General features: G+C 69.7%; 16 protein-coding genes. 1 reads left to right on the top strand and 15 read right to left on the bottom strand.

Annotated elements, in window-relative coordinates:
- Positions 1-13 precede the first annotated feature (13 nt).
- The gene (locus tag ACP7TJ_RS22805; protein WP_093768146.1) at positions 14-1,837 is read left to right on the top strand and encodes a glycoside hydrolase family 18 chitinase; all 1,824 of its coding nucleotides are present in this window, start codon (positions 14-16) and stop codon (positions 1,835-1,837) included.
- Positions 1,838-1,918: 81 nt separating this feature from the next.
- On the opposite strand, the gene ACP7TJ_RS22800 is transcribed toward ACP7TJ_RS22805, so the two are convergent.
- The 15 genes from ACP7TJ_RS22800 to prmC form a co-directional block, all read right to left on the bottom strand.
- Positions 1,919-2,365 carry a DUF2550 domain-containing protein gene (locus tag ACP7TJ_RS22800; RefSeq protein WP_228917147.1) on the bottom strand — a complete coding sequence of 149 codons (447 nt, stop codon included), beginning with the start codon at positions 2,363-2,365 and terminating at the stop codon, positions 1,919-1,921.
- A 160-nt stretch (positions 2,366-2,525) separates the two neighbouring features.
- The gene (locus tag ACP7TJ_RS22795) at positions 2,526-2,903 is read right to left on the bottom strand and encodes a F0F1 ATP synthase subunit epsilon (RefSeq protein ID WP_093768144.1); all 378 of its coding nucleotides are present in this window, start codon (positions 2,901-2,903) and stop codon (positions 2,526-2,528) included.
- A 131-nt stretch (positions 2,904-3,034) separates the two neighbouring features.
- Positions 3,035-4,471 carry a F0F1 ATP synthase subunit beta gene (atpD, locus tag ACP7TJ_RS22790; RefSeq protein ID WP_093768143.1) on the bottom strand — a complete coding sequence of 479 codons (1,437 nt, stop codon included), beginning with the start codon at positions 4,469-4,471 and terminating at the stop codon, positions 3,035-3,037.
- The gene (locus tag ACP7TJ_RS22785; protein ID WP_427764977.1) at positions 4,471-5,388 is read right to left on the bottom strand and encodes a F0F1 ATP synthase subunit gamma; all 918 of its coding nucleotides are present in this window, start codon (positions 5,386-5,388) and stop codon (positions 4,471-4,473) included. Before ACP7TJ_RS22785 ends, atpD begins: the two co-directional genes overlap by 1 nt.
- A 21-nt stretch (positions 5,389-5,409) precedes the next feature.
- Positions 5,410-6,999: a F0F1 ATP synthase subunit alpha gene (gene atpA, locus ACP7TJ_RS22780; protein ID WP_093768141.1), complete on the bottom strand. Its 1,590-nt coding sequence runs from the start codon at positions 6,997-6,999 to the stop codon at positions 5,410-5,412.
- Between the two features lie 134 nt (positions 7,000-7,133).
- The gene (locus tag ACP7TJ_RS22775) at positions 7,134-7,949 is read right to left on the bottom strand and encodes a F0F1 ATP synthase subunit delta (RefSeq protein ID WP_093768140.1); all 816 of its coding nucleotides are present in this window, start codon (positions 7,947-7,949) and stop codon (positions 7,134-7,136) included.
- On the bottom strand, positions 7,946-8,494 hold the full coding sequence (locus tag ACP7TJ_RS22770; protein WP_093768139.1) for a F0F1 ATP synthase subunit B: 549 nt from the start codon (positions 8,492-8,494) through the stop codon (positions 7,946-7,948). The genes ACP7TJ_RS22775 and ACP7TJ_RS22770 overlap by 4 nt, the downstream gene beginning before the upstream one ends.
- Before the next feature lie 39 nt (positions 8,495-8,533).
- Positions 8,534-8,770, bottom strand: coding sequence for an ATP synthase F0 subunit C (gene atpE, locus ACP7TJ_RS22765; protein WP_093768138.1), 237 nt, complete (start codon positions 8,768-8,770; stop codon positions 8,534-8,536).
- Between the two features lie 76 nt (positions 8,771-8,846).
- Complete coding sequence (gene atpB, locus ACP7TJ_RS22760) at positions 8,847-9,617, bottom strand: F0F1 ATP synthase subunit A (RefSeq protein ID WP_093768137.1); 771 nt, start codon at positions 9,615-9,617, stop codon at positions 8,847-8,849.
- Between the two features lie 273 nt (positions 9,618-9,890).
- Positions 9,891-10,328, bottom strand: coding sequence for a hypothetical protein (locus tag ACP7TJ_RS22755; protein WP_093768136.1), 438 nt, complete (start codon positions 10,326-10,328; stop codon positions 9,891-9,893).
- A 311-nt stretch (positions 10,329-10,639) separates the two neighbouring features.
- Positions 10,640-11,983: an MraY family glycosyltransferase gene (locus ACP7TJ_RS22750; RefSeq protein WP_093768135.1), complete on the bottom strand. Its 1,344-nt coding sequence runs from the start codon at positions 11,981-11,983 to the stop codon at positions 10,640-10,642.
- 137 nt (positions 11,984-12,120) lie between these two features.
- Positions 12,121-13,359 (bottom strand): serine hydroxymethyltransferase, encoded by a 1,239-nt coding sequence (gene glyA, locus ACP7TJ_RS22745; protein ID WP_370164808.1) that lies wholly within the window; start codon positions 13,357-13,359, stop codon positions 12,121-12,123.
- Between the two features lie 101 nt (positions 13,360-13,460).
- Entirely contained in the window at positions 13,461-14,141 is a 681-nt protein-coding gene (locus ACP7TJ_RS22740; protein WP_427764970.1) for a protein-tyrosine-phosphatase, read from the bottom strand.
- Positions 14,138-14,785: an L-threonylcarbamoyladenylate synthase gene (locus ACP7TJ_RS22735; protein ID WP_093768132.1), complete on the bottom strand. Its 648-nt coding sequence runs from the start codon at positions 14,783-14,785 to the stop codon at positions 14,138-14,140. The genes ACP7TJ_RS22740 and ACP7TJ_RS22735 overlap by 4 nt, the downstream gene beginning before the upstream one ends.
- A 56-nt stretch (positions 14,786-14,841) precedes the next feature.
- A complete protein-coding gene (gene prmC, locus ACP7TJ_RS22730; RefSeq protein WP_093768131.1) occupies positions 14,842-15,687 on the bottom strand; it encodes a peptide chain release factor N(5)-glutamine methyltransferase in 846 nt (281 codons plus the stop codon).
- Positions 15,688-15,712: the final 25 nt, after the last annotated feature.

Below are 15,712 nucleotides of genomic sequence, written 5' to 3'. Positions count from 1 at the left end.
AAGGAGGCGCGTCATGCGCTTCAGACACAGAGTCGCGGCCGGAATCGCGACCCTCGTGCTCCCCTTCGCCGGCCTCGTCGGCCTCGCGAACCCCGCCCAGGCGGCGACGTCGGCGACCGCGACCTACGCCAAGACCCAGGACTGGGGCTCCGGCTTCGAGGGCAAGTGGACCATCAAGAACACCGGCACCACCAGCCTCAGCTCCTGGACCGTCGAGTGGGACTTCCCCGCCGGCACCTCGGTCACCTCCGCCTGGGACGCCGACGTCACCTCCTCCGGCACCCACTGGACCGCGAAGAACAAGTCCTGGAACGGCACCCTCGCCCCCGGCGCCTCCGTCAGCTTCGGCTTCAACGGCGCCGGCTCCGGCTCCCCCGCCAACTGCAAGCTCAACGGCGGCAGCTGCGACGGCGGCTCCACCGACCCCGGTGACAACCCGCCCAGCGCCCCCGGCACCCCGTCCGCCTCGGACATCACCGACACCTCGGTGAAGCTGTCCTGGAGCGCGGCCACCGACGACAAGGGCGTCAAGAACTACGACGTGCTGCGCGACGGCGCCAAGGTCGCCACCGTGACCGCCACCTCGTACACGGACAGCGGTCTGGCCTCCGGCACCGACTACTCGTACACCGTCCGGGCCCGCGACACCGCCGACCAGCTCGGCCCGGTCAGCGGCGCCCGCGCGGTGCGCACCACCGGAGGCACCACCGAGCCGCCCACCGGCGACAAGGTCAAGCTCGGCTACTTCACCGAGTGGGGCGTCTACGGCCGCAACTACCACGTCAAGAACCTGGTGACCTCGGGCACCGCCTCGAAGATCACCCACATCAACTACGCCTTCGGCAACGTGAAGAACGGCCAGTGCACGGTCGACGACACCTACGCCGCCTACGACAAGGCGTACACCGCCGACCAGTCCGTCAGCGGGCAGGCCGACACCTGGGACCAGCCGCTGCGCGGCAACTTCAACCAGCTCCGCCAGCTGAAGGCCAAGTACCCGCACATCAAGGTGCTGTACTCCTTCGGCGGCTGGACCTACTCCGGCGGCTTCGGCCAGGCCGCGCAGAACGCCGCCGCGTTCGCCCGCTCCTGCAAGCAGGTCGTCGAGGACCCGCGCTGGGCCGACGTCTTCGACGGCATCGACATCGACTGGGAGTACCCGAACGCCTGCGGTCTCACCTGCGACACCTCCGGACCGGCGGCCTTCCGCACCCTGATGCAGGCGCTGCGCGCCGAGTTCGGCCCGGACTACCTGGTCACCGCGGCCATCACGGCGGACGGCTCCAACGGCGGCAAGATCGACGCGGCCGACTACGGCGGCGCCGCCCAGTACCTCGACTGGTACAACGTGATGACGTACGACTACTTCGGCGCCTTCAACGCGCAGGGTCCGACGGCCCCGCACTCGCCGCTGACGTCGTACCCGGGCATCCCGCAGGCCGGCTTCAACTCCGCCGACGCCATCGCCAAGCTGAAGGCCAAGGGCGTCCCGTCCAAGAAGCTGCTGCTCGGCATCGGCTTCTACGGCCGCGGCTGGACCGGCGTCACCCAGTCCGCCCCCGGCGGCACCGCGACGGGCGCCGCGCCCGGCACCTACGAGGCGGGCATCGAGGACTACAAGGTCCTGAAGAACAGCTGCCCGGCCACCGGCACCATCGCCGGCACCGCGTACGCCTACTGCGGCACCAACTGGTGGTCCTACGACACCCCCGCCACCATCGGCTCCAAGATGGCGTGGGCCAAGTCCCAGGGCCTGGGCGGCGCCTTCTACTGGGAGTTCAGCGGCGACACCAGCAACGGTGAGCTGGCCTCCGCCGTCGACGCCGGGCTGAGGTAACCCCTCCCGCCCCGGCGGACAAGCGATCGCCCCTCCTCCCGGCCGGGAGGAGGGGCGATGTGCTTCACCGACGTCAGAGGATCAGGCGACGTTCACCCTCTGTCCAGGAGGCGCCGCCTCCAGCCAGGCGAGGAAGCCGGTCAGCGCGTCCTCGCTCATCGCGAGCTCAAGCCGGGTGCCCCGGTGCAGACAGGCGAGGATCACCGCGTCGGACAGCAGCGCCAGCTCCTCCTCGCCCTCCGGGACGCGGCGGCCGGCCACCTCGATCGCGGAGCGCTCCAGGACACGGCGGGGACGGGGGGCGTAGGAGAAGACCCGGAACCACTCGACCCGGTCGCCGCTGTAGCGTGCCACCCCGTACGCCCAGCCCTTGCCGCCGGCGTCGCCCTTCTCGGGCGCGTCCCAGCGCAGGCTGCAGTCGAAGGTGCCGCCCGACCGCTGGATGAGCCGGCGGCGCAGGCCGAAGACGAAGAGACCCACCACCACGAGGGCCACGACGATTCCGCACACAGTCAGAGCGAGGACCATCGGCACCGACCTCCTCGTCTCCTAGGTAACGGAACGGAAAAATCATCCAGATCTGCCTCAGCCGCGACCGGCTCCGGATCGCTCCGGTGCCGGCCGCGGCTGAGTGACGTCATCTACCTCTCCCCCAGTGCCCCAAGGGCCTGGGAGGGGCCCCCACGGATCAGCGCCCCGCCGTAGCCGCCCGCAGACGGACGTCCGCGGCGCGCTGCGCCTCGGCGTCGTCCTCCGCCTTCGCGCGGGCGAGCTCCTGCTCCACGCGCTGGACGTCGATCTCGTCCGACAGCTCGGCGACCTCGGCCAGCAGGGACAGCTTGTTGTCCGCGAACGAGATGAATCCGCCGTGCACCGCGGCGACGACCGTCCCGCCCTCGGGCGTGCGAATGGTCACCGGGCCCGACTCCAGCACACCGAGCAGCGGCTGGTGACCGGGCATGACGCCGATGTCGCCGGACGTGGTGCGCGCGACGACCAGGGTGGCCTCGCCGGACCAGACCTCTCGGTCGGCCGCGACCAGCGCGACGTGCAGCTCAGCAGCCAAGGTGGCTCCTCGGGTCACCACCCGGCGGTAGTGCCGGGTGTTGGTTACAAGTCTAGTGGGCGTGGCAGAGGGGGCGGGACGTGCCCGCCCCCTCAAGAGTGAGCCGTTCGGCTCACGTCAGAGCGCGGGGGTCAGGAGACGCCCAGCTCCTTCGCGTTCTTCTTCAGGTCCTCGATGCCACCGCACATGAAGAACGCCTGCTCCGGGAAGTGGTCGTACTCGCCGTCGCAGATCGCGTTGAAGGCCGCGATCGACTCGTCCAGCGGGACATCCGACCCGTCGACGCCGGTGAACTGCTTGGCGACGTGGGTGTTCTGGGACAGGAAGCGCTCCACGCGACGGGCACGGTGGACGACGAGCTTGTCCTCCTCGCCGAGCTCGTCGATACCGAGGATCGCGATGATGTCCTGCAGGTCCTTGTACTTCTGCAGGATGTTCTTCACGCGCATGGCCGCGTTGTAGTGGTCCTGCGCGATGTAGCGCGGGTCCAGGATCCGGGACGTCGAGTCCAGCGGGTCCACGGCCGGGTAGATGCCCTTCTCCGAGATCGGACGGGAGAGCACCGTCGTCGCGTCGAGGTGGGCGAAGGTGGTGGCCGGGGCCGGGTCGGTCAGGTCGTCCGCGGGGACGTAGATCGCCTGCATCGAGGTGATCGAGTGACCACGGGTCGAGGTGATGCGCTCCTGGAGGAGACCCATCTCGTCGGCCAGGTTCGGCTGGTAGCCCACCGCGGAGGGCATACGGCCGAGCAGGGTCGACACCTCGGAACCGGCCTGGGTGAAGCGGAAGATGTTGTCGATGAAGAACAGCACGTCCTGCTTCTGCACATCGCGGAAGTACTCCGCCATGGTCAGACCGGCCAGGGCCACGCGCAGACGGGTGCCCGGGGGCTCGTCCATCTGGCCGAAGACCAGCGCGGTCTTGTCGATGACGCCCGACTCGCTCATCTCGTCGATGAGGTCGTTGCCCTCACGGGTGCGCTCACCGACACCGGCGAACACCGACACACCGTCGTGGTTGTTGGCGACGCGGTAGATCATCTCCTGGATGAGCACCGTCTTGCCGACGCCGGCGCCGCCGAACAGACCGATCTTGCCGCCCTTGACGTACGGGGTCAGCAGGTCGATGACCTTGACGCCGGTCTCGAACATCTCGGTCTTCGACTCGAGCTCGTCGAAGTTCGGCGCCTTGCGGTGGATCGGCCAGCGCTCGCCCGTGTACTCCTCGTCGGTGTTCAGCACCTCACCGAGGGTGTTGAACACCTTGCCGGTGGTGAAGTCGCCGACCGGCACGGAGATGGGGGCGCCCGTGTCGGTCACCGGGGCCTGGCGGACCAGACCGTCGGTGGGCTGCATGGAGATGGTGCGGACCAGGCCGTCACCGAGGTGCTGCGCGACCTCGAGGGTCAGCGTCTTGAGCTCGCCCTCCTTGGCCGGGTCGGCGACCTGGACGTGCAGGGCGTTGTAGATGTCCGGCATGGCGTCGACGGGGAACTCCACGTCGACGACCGGGCCGATGACCCGGGCGACGCGGCCCGTAGCCGTCGCGGTCTCAACAGTGGTGGTCATTAGTTGTCACTCCCCGCGGTCGCGTCGGCCAGGGCACTGGCGCCACCGACGATCTCGCTGATTTCCTGGGTGATTTCGGCCTGGCGGGCCGCGTTGGCAAGACGGGAGAGCGTGTTGATCAGCTCGCCCGCGTTGTCGGTGGCCGACTTCATCGCGCGCCGCGTGGCGGCGTGCTTCGAAGCGGCCGACTGGAGCAGCGCGTTGTAGATCCGGCTCTCCACGTACCGCGGCAGCAGCGCGTCGAGGACGTCCTCCGCCGAGGGCTCGAAGTCGTACAGCGGAAGGATCTCGCCCTTGCCGGCGGTCTCCGCGGCCGCTTCCTCGAGCCGCAGCGGCAGCAGCCGGGAGTCGACCGCCGTCTGCGTCATCATCGAGACGAACTCGGTGTAGACGATGTGGAGTTCGTCCACGCCGCCGTCCGCCGTCTCCGACTGGATGGCCTCGATCAGCGGCGCCGCGACCTTCTTGGCGTCCGCGTACGAGGGCTCGTCGGTGAAGCCGGTGAACGTCTCCGCGATCGTGCGCTCACGGAAGTTGTAGTGGGCCACACCGCGCCGGCCGACGATGTACGTGTCGACCCGCTTGCCCTCGCGCTCGAGGCGCTCGGTCAGCTGCTCCGCCGCCTTGATGGCGTTGGCGTTGAAGGCGCCGGCCAGGCCGCGGTCGCTCGTGAGGAGCAGGACCGCGGCACGGGTCGGGTTGTCCGCCTCCGTGGTGAGCGGGTGGGTGGTGTTCGACCCGGTTCCGACCGCCGTGACCGCGCGGGTGAGTTCCTGCGCGTACGGCGTGGAGGCCGCCACCTTGCGCTGCGCCTTGACGACGCGCGAGGCGGCGATCATCTCCATCGCCTTGGTGATCTTCTTGGTCGCGGTGACGGATCGGATGCGACGCTTGTAGACCCGGAGCTGAGCTCCCATGAGTCAGGTCCCTTCCTTACGTCACTTGGCGGCGGACGGGGCGTCCTCGCCGAGCAGCTTGCCGTCGCTCGTCTCGAACTGCTTCTTGAACTCGGCGATCGCGTCGGCCACGGCCTGCAGGGTGTCGTCCGACATCTTGCCGCCCTCGCGGATGGAGGTCATGAGGCCCTGCTCCTTGCGGTGCAGGTACTCCAGGAGCTCCTTCTCGAAGCGACGGATGTCGGCGACCGGCACCTCGTCCATCTTGCCGGTGGTGCCGGCCCAGACGGAGACGACCTGGTCCTCGGTCGACATCGGCTGGTACTGGTCCTGCTTCAGCAGCTCGACCATGCGCTGACCGCGCTCCAGCTGCGCCTTGGAGGCCGCGTCCAGGTCGGAACCGAAGGCGGCGAACGCCTCCAGCTCACGGAACTGGGCGAGGTCCACGCGCAGACGGCCGGAGACCTGCTTCATCGCCTTGTGCTGGGCGGAACCACCGACTCGGGAGACGGAGATACCGACGTTCAGCGCGGGGCGCTGACCGGCGTTGAAGAGGTCCGACTCCAGGAAGCACTGGCCGTCGGTGATGGAGATGACGTTGGTCGGGATGAACGCCGAGACGTCGTTGGCCTTCGTCTCGACGATCGGCAGACCGGTCATCGAGCCGGCGCCCATCTCGTCGGAGAGCTTCGCGCAGCGCTCCAGCAGACGGGAGTGCAGGTAGAAGACGTCACCCGGGTAGGCCTCGCGGCCCGGCGGGCGGCGCAGCAGCAGCGACACGGCACGGTAGGCGTCGGCCTGCTTCGACAGGTCGTCGAAGATGATCAGGACGTGCTTGCCCTGGTACATCCAGTGCTGGCCGATGGCCGAGCCGGTGTACGGCGCCAGGTACTTGAAGCCGGCCGGGTCGGACGCCGGGGCGGCGACGATGGTCGTGTACTCCAGCGCGCCGTTCTCCTCCAGCGCGCGGCGGACCGACGCGATGGTGGAGCCCTTCTGGCCGATGGCGACGTAGATGCAGCGGACCTGCTTCTTCGGGTCGCCGGAACGCCAGTTGTCACGCTGGTTGATGATCGTGTCGACGGCCAGCGCGGTCTTGCCGGTCTGGCGGTCGCCGATGATCAGCTGACGCTGACCACGGCCGATCGGGGTCATGGCGTCGACGGCCTTGTAGCCCGTCTCCATCGGCTCGTGCACCGACTTGCGCTGCATGACCGTGGGGGCCTGCAGTTCGAGGGCGCGGCGGCCCTCGGTCTCGATCTCGCCGAGGCCGTCGATCGGGTTGCCGAGCGGGTCGACCACACGGCCGAGGTAGCCCTCGCCGACGGCGACGGACAGCACCTCGCCGGTACGGGTGACCGGCTGGCCCTCCTCGATGCCGCTGAACTCACCGAGGACGATGGCACCGATCTCGCGCTCCTCGAGGTTGAGGGCGAGGCCGAGGGTGCCGTCCTCGAACTTCAGCAGCTCGTTGGCCATGGCCGAGGGCAGGCCCTCGACCTTCGCGATGCCGTCACCGGCCAGGGTGACCGTACCGACCTCCTCGCGCGAGGCCGCGTCCGGCTTGTACGACTGGACGAAGTTCTCCAGCGCGTCCCGGATCTCCTCCGGCCGGATCGTGAGCTCCGCCATCTGAGTTCCCTGCTCTCCTTGTTGGGCCCGAAGTTTCACTTGGGGGGGATGGGGACTCCCCCCTACAGGAGGTGAATCCTCTGCACGGCCCAACCAGGGCCGTAAGTACGTACTGCGTATGAAGAATGTGGTGCTCAGCCCGCCAGGCGGCGGCCCGCGTCCTCGAGCCGGTCCGCCAGGGAACCGTTGATGACCTCGTCACCGACCTGCACCCGCATCCCGCCGACGACCGCGGGGTCGACGTCGAGGTTGAGGTGCATGCGGCGGCCGTAGAGCTTCGCCAGGGCGTCGCCCAGGCGCTGCTTCTGCCCGTCGCTGAGCGGCACCGCGGAGGTGACCACGGCCACCATGCGGTCCCGGCGCTCGGCGGCGAGCTTGGACAGGGACTCGAGTCCCGACTCCAGGCTACGTCCACGCGGCGCGGTCACGAGACGCGTCACCAGACGCTCGGTGGCCGCGTTCGCCCTGCCGCCGAGCAGGCTGCGCAGCAGCTCGCTCTTGGAGGAGGCGGGCGCGCTGCGGTTGGTGAGCGCGGCGCGCAGCTCGGTGCTGGAGGAGACGATCCGGCCGAACCGGAACAGCTCGTCCTCGACGTCGTCGAGCGCACCGGCCTTCTGGGCGGCGGTGAGGTCGGCGGTGTTCGCCAGCTCCTCCAGTGCGTCCACCAGGTCGCGGGACTGCGACCAGCGGGAGCGCACCAGGCCGGCCACCAGGTCGGCGGCGGTGCCGCTGACCTGCGAGCCGAGCAGGCGCTGTGCCAGGCCGGCCTTGGCCTCGCCGGCCTGCGCCGGGTCGGTGAGGACCCGACGCAGCGACACCTCGCGGTCGAGCAGCGCGGTGACGGCGGCCAGCTCGTCGGCGAGCGCGGCCGCGTCCACGGACGTGGAGTCCGTCAGCGCGTCGAGACGCTCACGTGCGGCTGCCAGGGCCTCGCGGCTCGCTCCGTTCATCGTGCGGCCTCGGCCTTCTGGTCGAGCTCGTCGAGGAAGCGGTCGATCACGCGGCTCTGCCGGGCGTGGTCCTCGAGGGACTCGCCGACGAGCTTGCCGGCCAGTTCGGTGGCGAGCTTGCCGACGTCCTGGCGCAGCGCGGACGCGGCGGCCTTGCGGTCGGCCTCGATCTGCGCGTGACCGGCGGCGACGATCTCCTCGCGCTGCCGCTGGCCTTCCGCACGCATCTCGGCGATGAGCGCGGCACCCTGCTCCTGCGCCTCCTGGCGCAGACGCGCGGCCTCGTGCCGGGCCTCGGCGAGCTGGGCCTTGTACTGCTCAAGGACGCTCTGGGCCTCGACCTTCATGGTCTCGGCCTCTTCGATACCGCCTTCGATCGCCGCGCGGCGCTCCTCCAGAACCTTGTTGATGTTCGGGAGCAGCTTCTTCCAGAAGAAGAAGAACACGATGGCGAAGGCGATGGTGCCGACGAGCAGCTCGGGGCCCGGAGGAAGGAGCGGGTTCTGCTCCTCCTCGGCCGCCAGCTGTACCAGGTTGGCGATCACATCAGTGCCTTTCGTCGAAACGTGCCGGGTAAGGAGTGATTACTTACCGAACACGAACGGCATAACGATGCCGATGAGGGCGAGCGCCTCACAGAAGGCGAAGCCGAGGATCTGGTTGGCACGGATCAGGCCGGCGGCCTCGGGCTGGCGGGCCAGGGCCTGGGTGCCGTTACCGAAGATGATGCCGACGCCGATGCCGGGGCCGATGGCGGCGAGGCCGTAGCCGATGGAGCCGAGCGAACCGGAGACAGCGGCGAGGGTCTCAGTGGCAGCCATGCTGATTCTTCCTTCTCTTTCATGGACCGGCGGGGGTTGGCCACCGGACGATCTGGGGCTGTGGGGCGGTAGGGGCTCAGTGGTGCTCGGCCAGAGCGCCCTGGATGTACGAGCAGGCCAGCAGTACGAAGACGTACGCCTGGACGGCCTGCACGAAAAGCTCGAAGACGATCATGGCCATCGTCATGGCGAAGGAGACGCCGGCCGCCGGGATCATCCAGCCGTTCAGCAGGTACCAGGAGGCGACGGTGAACATCACCAGCATCAGGTGACCCGCGAACATGTTCGCGAACAGTCGGACCGCGTGCGTGAAGGGGCGGACCAGCAGGTTGGAGAAGAACTCGATGACCATGACGAGCGGCAGGACGGCGCCCAGCGACTTGTCGTAGCCGGTGAAGTTCTTGAAGGCGCCCACGAAACCGTGGCGCTTGAAGGTCAGCGCGACCCAGGTGATGTAGACGATCGCGGCCAGGACCATCGGGTAGGCGATGATCGAGGAGACCGGGAACTGGGCCAGCGGGATCACGGACCAGATGTTCATGATCCAGATGAAGAAGAACAGCGAGACCATGAAGGGGACGTACTTCTCGCCCTCCTTCTTGCCCAGCGTCTCGTAGACGATGCCGCGGCGGACGAAGTCGTAGCCGGCCTCACCGACCATCTGCAGCTTGCCCGGCACCACCTTGGCCTTGCCGAAGGCGGCGTAGAAGAAGCCGATGACGAGGACGGTGGTGATGAGCGCGAGCAGCATCACCTTGTTGAACTCGAACCCACCGACAGTGGCGATCGGCTGGAAGAGGAACGAGTGCAGGCCCGGAGCCGGAAAACCACACCCGTTGTCGGACATGATCCGACAGCTCCAGTCAAAGGCGAGCTGGGTCTGGTCAGCACTCACCGCGGGCTCCTTCGGCGTGACGCATAGGTACGGCAACCTCGTTGTGTCGGCGCGGCATGAAGCCGCGGGTCGGCACCGGACAGGTGTTACGGATGTGAGGGCGGCTGGAGGGCATCAAGCCTCGCGATGGAGCAGGCGTCAGCTCGGATACCCGCGCCCGCGATGCCGCAGTTGGCACCGGACGATAGCAGGAGTTCCCACGGCTCTTTATCGCGCCCCTACCCGTCACGACGACGGCCCCGTCTTCTCGGACTTCTCGTTCTTCTCCGCGTCCGGATCGACATAGAAGATCTTGGCCTTCATGTGCGCGCGGGCCTGGGCGGCCATCCAGACGACCGTCGCGACGACGAGCGAGGCCGCGAACGTCCGGGGGTTGAAGAGGGAGGTGTCCTTGAAGACGCCGACGAAGATCAGGAGCAGCAGCAACTGGGCGACGTACAGCATCAGCCCCATGGCCTGGAACAGCTGCGGAAGTGATTTCGCCGTGCGCTGCAGGACGTAGAGGCCGATCCCCATGAACAGGATGGCCAGCACCGCGCCGACAGCCGCACCGAGCGCACCCTTGCCGCCCGCGACCGCACCGCTGACGGCGACGGTGATCGCTCCGGCAGCCGCTGTGGGCACAGCGCACTGCAGAAGGTTCCGGGCGTCATTGGACGGCATGGCGGCAACTCCGCAATTCACAGGGGGCGTGGTGTCGTCATGGACGAGCGTAAACCCCCGGACCGGGTGCGAATTCACCGCACCGGTGAGCTGCCAGAGGGCGGCTCGTCGGTTCTTTCCGGGGACTCGTGAACGGTATCACAAACTATTTGATGCAGTCTTTACCTGAACGGTGTGCGTGGGGTCACACATGAGGGCGAACCTGCGCGCCTGAGCGGACATCAGACCCTTATGTCCGGTATTGGGGCGGTTGCTGCCCCCAACTCCGCCCCATCGAACCCCCACGTCTTGGCAATGCTCTAGTCGAATTCTTACCTTGACCGTGACCGGTCGGCCAGGCGTGCGCGGGGTCCCACGGCGCTCGCGCCGTTGACGCCGGAGACACCGGCCGCCACCGGCGTCCGGTCCCCCGAGGCGGCCTCCTGCGGCCCCTCCACGGTCTGTGTGTCCGCGGCGGCGGTCTCCGGGGCGTCGGCCGCCGACGCCCTCCCGCGCCGGTAGCGCGGCGGCACGATCGCCTCCGCCCAGCGCGGGGCGCGCGGGGTGAACCGCGGCAGCAGAAGCAGCACCAGACCGATCGTCGAGAGGATCACCACACTCAGCACGATCCACATCGACGCCGAGTTCACCGAGTAGGTCAGCGCGCCGAAGGCGATCAGCGCCGACCAGAAGTACATGATCAGCACGGCCCTGCTGTGCGAGTGCCCGATCTCCAGCAGCCGGTGGTGCAGATGCCCCCGGTCCGCGGCGAACGGCGACTGGCCGCGCCAGGTGCGCCGCACGATCGCCAGGATCAGGTCGGCGGCCGGCACCGCGATGATGGTCAGCGGCAGCAGCAGCGGGATGTACACCGGCACCGTCTGGTGCACGGCCTCCTTCTCCGAACCGGCGAACAGCTTCAGCGCGTCCGGGTCCACCTGGCCCGTCACGGAGATCGCCCCGGCCGCCAGCACCAGCCCGATGAGCATCGAGCCGGAGTCGCCCATGAAGATCCGCGCCGGGTGCATGTTGTGCGGCAGGAAGCCCAGGCACATGCCCATCAGGATCGCCGCGAACAGCGTCGCCGGGGCGGCCGCCTCGATGCCGTACGAGTACCAGATGCGGTAGGCGTACAGGAAGAACGCGGCCGCGGCGATGCACACCATGCCGGCCGCGAGACCGTCCAGGCCGTCGACGAAGTTGACCGCGTTGATGGTGATGACCACCAGGGCGACGGTGAGCAGCGTGCCCTGCCACTGGGTGAGCGCGACCGAGCCGACACCGGGGATCGGCAGCCACAGGATCGTCAGACCCTGCATGACCATCACGCCGGCGGCGATCATCTGCCCGCCCAGCTTGATCAGCGCGTCGATCTCGAACTTGTCGTCCAGCACGCCGATCAGCCAGATCAGCGCCGCCCCGGACAGCAGCGCCCGCGGTTCGTTGGACTTCTCGAAGAGCGTGCTGAGGTTGGTCAGGTGATCGGCGACCAGCAGACCCGCGCACAGGCCGAAGAACATCGCGATCCCGCCGAGCCGCGGAGTGGGCTCCCGGTGCACGTCACGTGCCCGGATCTCCGGCATCGCCCCCGCCACGATCGCGAACTTCCGCACCGGTCCCGTCAGGAGGTACGTCACCGCGGCCGTGATGCAGAGCGTCAGCAGGTATTCACGCACGGGCTTCCCCACAGATCTCGCTGGCCTTCACAGCCCCACACCCTAGCGAGGGGCGGATACGAGTGGGGACTGCCGGGTGGTGACGATGGTTGCACGGACGGCCCCGCCGGAGCGCCGGCTCCCTCATTTCGTGCGGCTCAGCGCGGGTACGGGGGGAAGGCCGCCACCAGGTCACGGACGTCCTCGCGGGCCCGTACGGGGTCCGTGCCCCCGCGCAGCACGCTCGCCAGCAGACCGGCGACCAGCGTCATCTCGCCGGTTCCCATCCCCTGCGTGGTCACGGCCGCCGTGCCCAGCCGCAGCCCCCGGTCGTCGGCGTGCGGCAGCGCACAGCAGTCCAGGACCATGCCCGCCGCCGCGAGCCGGCCGCGGGCGGTGCGCCCGTCGACGCCGAGCGGGGCCGGGTCGGCGGTGATCAGGTGGGTGTCGGTGCCCCCGGTGGTGACGGTCAGCCCCTCGGCGGCGAGCGCGGCCGCCAGCGCCCGCGCGTTGGTCACCACCTGGTGTGCGTACGCGGCGAAGGCCGGGGTGGCCGCCTCGCCGAACACGACCGCCTTGGCGGCGACGGTGTGCATCTGCGCCCCGCCCTGGGTGAAGGGGAACACCGCCCGGTCCACCCGCTCGGCCAGCTCCGCCCCGCACAGCAGCATCCCGCCGCGCGGCCCCCGCAGCACCTTGTGCGTCGTCGCGCACACGACGTCGGCGTACGGCACCGGGCTGGGCGCCGCTCCCCCGGCGATCAGGCCCATGGGGTGCGCCGCGTCCGCGATCAGGTACGCGCCCACGTCGTCGGCGACCTCGCGGAAGAAGGCGTAGTCGATGTGGCGCGGGTAGGCGATGGAGCCGCACACGATCGCCTTGGGGCGGTGCGTGCGGGCCAGGGTGCGGACCTGCTCGTGGTCGATCAGGCCGCTCTCCGCGTCCACGCCGTAGCCGACGAAGTCGAACCAGCGGCCGGAGAAGTTGACCGGGGAGCCGTGGGTGAGGTGGCCGCCGTAGGGCAGGCCGAGGGCGAGGACGGTGTCGCCGGGGCGCAGCAGCGCGGCGTAGGCGGCGAGCACCGCGGAGGAGCCGGAGTGCGCCTGGACGTTGGCGTGCTCGGCGCCGAACAGGGCCTTGGCGCGGTCCACGGCGAGCCGTTCGGCCACGTCGACGATCTCGCAGCCGCCGTGGTGCCGGTTGCCCGGGTAGCCCTCGGCGTACTTGTTGGCCAGCGGTGAGCCCAGGGCGGCCAGCACCGCGGGCGACGTGAAATTCTCGGCGGCGATCAGCTGGAGCGTGGTCGCCTGCCGCTCGCGCTCCCCGAGCAGCACCTCGGCGAGCTCGGGGTCCTGCCGGCGCAGGACATCGGCCTCGCGCGCAGGGGTGACCGTCATCATGGACTCCCGGACGTCGGCACTGACGTACGACCAATGTAGGCCCGCCCGTCCCGGTACGCCCGGGTTCCTGCATCCGTTCCGCGGGCGCCGCCGGACGCTCAGGTCCGCGCGGGCACTCCGGTCAGCGCCGTGACCACGGGGTCCAGCGCCTGGTGTATCTCGTCGCCGATGGACCGGAAGAAGGTCAGCGGGGCGCCGTACGGGTCGTGCACCTCGTCGGCCTCGGCCGTGGGCGCCAGCAGCCAGCCGCGCAGGGCGGCGGCGGCGCGGACCAGGGCGCGGGCGCGCATGACCAGCCCGTCCTCCAGAGGAGGCAGGGTCGCCGGGTCGATCGCGTCGACCAGGCGGGTGAACTCCTTCAGTGTGAAGGTGCGCAGTCCCGCCGAGTGGCCCATGGAGATGACCTGGGCGCGGTGGTCGCGGGTCGCGGTCAGCACGAGGTCGGCGCGGATGACGTGCTCGTCGAGCAGTTCCCGGCCGATGAAGCCGGAGGCGTCCGCCCCGTACTCCGCCAGCACGGTCTCCGCGTGGGCCTCCATCGGCGCGCCCTCGTGCCCCCAGGTGCCCGCGCTCTCGACGATCAGCCCGCCGCCCAGGACGCCCAGCCGCTGGTGCACGAAATGCCGGGTCAGCCGCTCGGTGATGGGCGAGCGGCACACGTTCCCGGTGCTGACGTGGAGGATCCGGAAGCTGTCGCGCGGGAGCCCTACGAAGGTGGTCGTGATCTCCGCGGCTCGTTCCCCGCTGCCTATGCCACGCCCCGCCTCAGGGGCCGTCAATTCGCCACCTCGAGGTCGGGTACCACCTTGCGCAGCTCGTCGGGCGAGAGGGCGCCCTCGCGCAGCAGCACCGGCACCGGACGGGTGACGTCGACGATGGACGACGGCACGTTGCCCGGGGTGGGTCCGCCGTCCAGGTAGACGGAGACGGAGTCGCCGAGCATCTCCTGGGCGGCGTCGCAGTCCTCCGGCGCCGGGTGTCCGGTGAGGTTGGCGGAGGAGACGGCCATCGGGCCGACCTCGGTGAGCAGTTCGATGGCGACCGGGTGCAGCGGCATGCGCACGGCGACGGTGCCGCGGGTGTCGCCGAGGTCCCACTGGAGCGACGGCTGGTGGCGGGCGACCAGCGTCAGCGCGCCCGGCCAGAACGCGTCGACCAGCTCCCAGGCCATCTCCGAGAAGTCGGTGACGAGGCCGTGCAGGGTGTTCGGGGAGCCGATGAGGACGGGGCTGGGCATGTTGCGGCCGCGGCCCTTGGCCTGGAGCAGGTCGCCGACGGCCTCGGAGCTGAACGCGTCGGCGCCGATGCCGTACACCGTGTCGGTCGGCAGTACGACGAGCTCGCCGCGGCGCACTGCGGACGCGGCCTCGCGCAGACCGGTCGCGCGGTCGGTCGCGTCATTGGTGTCGTATCGCCGAGCCATGGAGCGGGCCTCCTCGTACACGTGCTGCTGGGGGGAAGAAGTATGCGCCGTGCCGGTCACGGCAGCGCCTTGCGTGCGGTGGCGAACCGGGGGCGGTTGTTGAGGTCGGGGTGGTCGGCCGCGTCGGTCCAGCCGCGGTCCTCGGCGAAGATCCACGGCACCTGCCCGCCCTGGGTGTCGGCGTGCTCGACGACGACCACGCCGCCGGGGCGCAGCAGCCGGTGCGCGGTGCGCTCCAGGCCGCGGATCAGTTCGAGGCCGTCCTCGCCGGAGAACAGAGCCAGCTCGGGATCGTAGTCGCGGGCCTCCGGGGCGACGTACTCCCACTCGGTGAGCGGGATGTACGGCGGGTTGGAGACCACCAGGTCGACCTGGCCGTCGAGGTCCGGGAAGGCCGTCAGGGCGTCCCCCTGACGCAGCTCGACCCTGGACCCCTCCATGTTCCTGCGGGTCCACCTGAGGGCGTCCTCGGACAGCTCCACGGCGTACACGCGGGACCGGGGCACCTCCTGGGCCAGAGCGAGGGCGATCGCGCCGGAGCCGGTGCACAGGTCGACGATGCACGGCTCGACCACGTCCATGGCGCGCACCGCGTCTATGGCCCAGCCGACCACCGACTCGGTCTCCGGGCGGGGCACGAACACCCCGGGGCCCACCTGGAGCTCCAGGTAGCGGAAGTACGCCCGGCCGGTGATGTGCTGGAGCGGTTCGCGCGCCTCGCGGCGGGCGATGACCTCCCAGTACCGGGCGTCGAAGTCGGCGTCCTTGACCGTGTGCAGCTCGCCGCGCTTGACGCCGTGCACGAACGCGGCGAGCTCCTCCGCGTCGGTGCGCGGCGAGGGCACGCCCGCGTCGGCGAGCCGCTGGGTGGCCTGGGCCACCTCGGCGAGCAGCAGGTTCACGCTGGTCCTCCGGGCTGTCTTCGGG

Origin of the sequence: Streptomyces sp. DSM 41931 (genome assembly GCF_050271085.1) — a bacterium.
Classification (GTDB): domain Bacteria; phylum Actinomycetota; class Actinomycetes; order Streptomycetales; family Streptomycetaceae; genus Streptomyces; species Streptomyces albogriseolus.
This window is presented reverse-complemented; position numbering and strand designations above follow the sequence as displayed.

Bases quoted from the DNA above. Each gene is read 5' to 3' on its own strand.
- ACP7TJ_RS22805 (WP_093768146.1), top strand. From the start codon at position 14: ATGCGCTTCAGACACAGAGTCGCGGCCGGAATCGCGACCCTCGTGCTC.
- ACP7TJ_RS22800 (WP_228917147.1), bottom strand. From the start codon at position 2,365: ATGGTCCTCGCTCTGACTGTGTGCGGAATCGTCGTGGCCCTCGTGGTG.
- atpD (WP_093768143.1), bottom strand. From the start codon at position 4,471: ATGACCACCACTGTTGAGACCGCGACGGCTACGGGCCGCGTCGCCCGG.
- ACP7TJ_RS22785 (WP_427764977.1), bottom strand. From the start codon at position 5,388: ATGGGAGCTCAGCTCCGGGTCTACAAGCGTCGCATCCGATCCGTCACC.
- atpA (WP_093768141.1), bottom strand. From the start codon at position 6,999: ATGGCGGAGCTCACGATCCGGCCGGAGGAGATCCGGGACGCGCTGGAG.
- ACP7TJ_RS22775 (WP_093768140.1), bottom strand. From the start codon at position 7,949: ATGAACGGAGCGAGCCGCGAGGCCCTGGCAGCCGCACGTGAGCGTCTC.
- atpE (WP_093768138.1), bottom strand. From the start codon at position 8,770: ATGGCTGCCACTGAGACCCTCGCCGCTGTCTCCGGTTCGCTCGGCTCC.
- atpB (WP_093768137.1), bottom strand. From the start codon at position 9,617: ATGTCCGACAACGGGTGTGGTTTTCCGGCTCCGGGCCTGCACTCGTTC.
- ACP7TJ_RS22755 (WP_093768136.1), bottom strand. From the start codon at position 10,328: ATGCCGTCCAATGACGCCCGGAACCTTCTGCAGTGCGCTGTGCCCACA.
- glyA (WP_370164808.1), bottom strand. From the start codon at position 13,359: ATGACGGTCACCCCTGCGCGCGAGGCCGATGTCCTGCGCCGGCAGGAC.
- ACP7TJ_RS22735 (WP_093768132.1), bottom strand. From the start codon at position 14,785: ATGGCTCGGCGATACGACACCAATGACGCGACCGACCGCGCGACCGGT.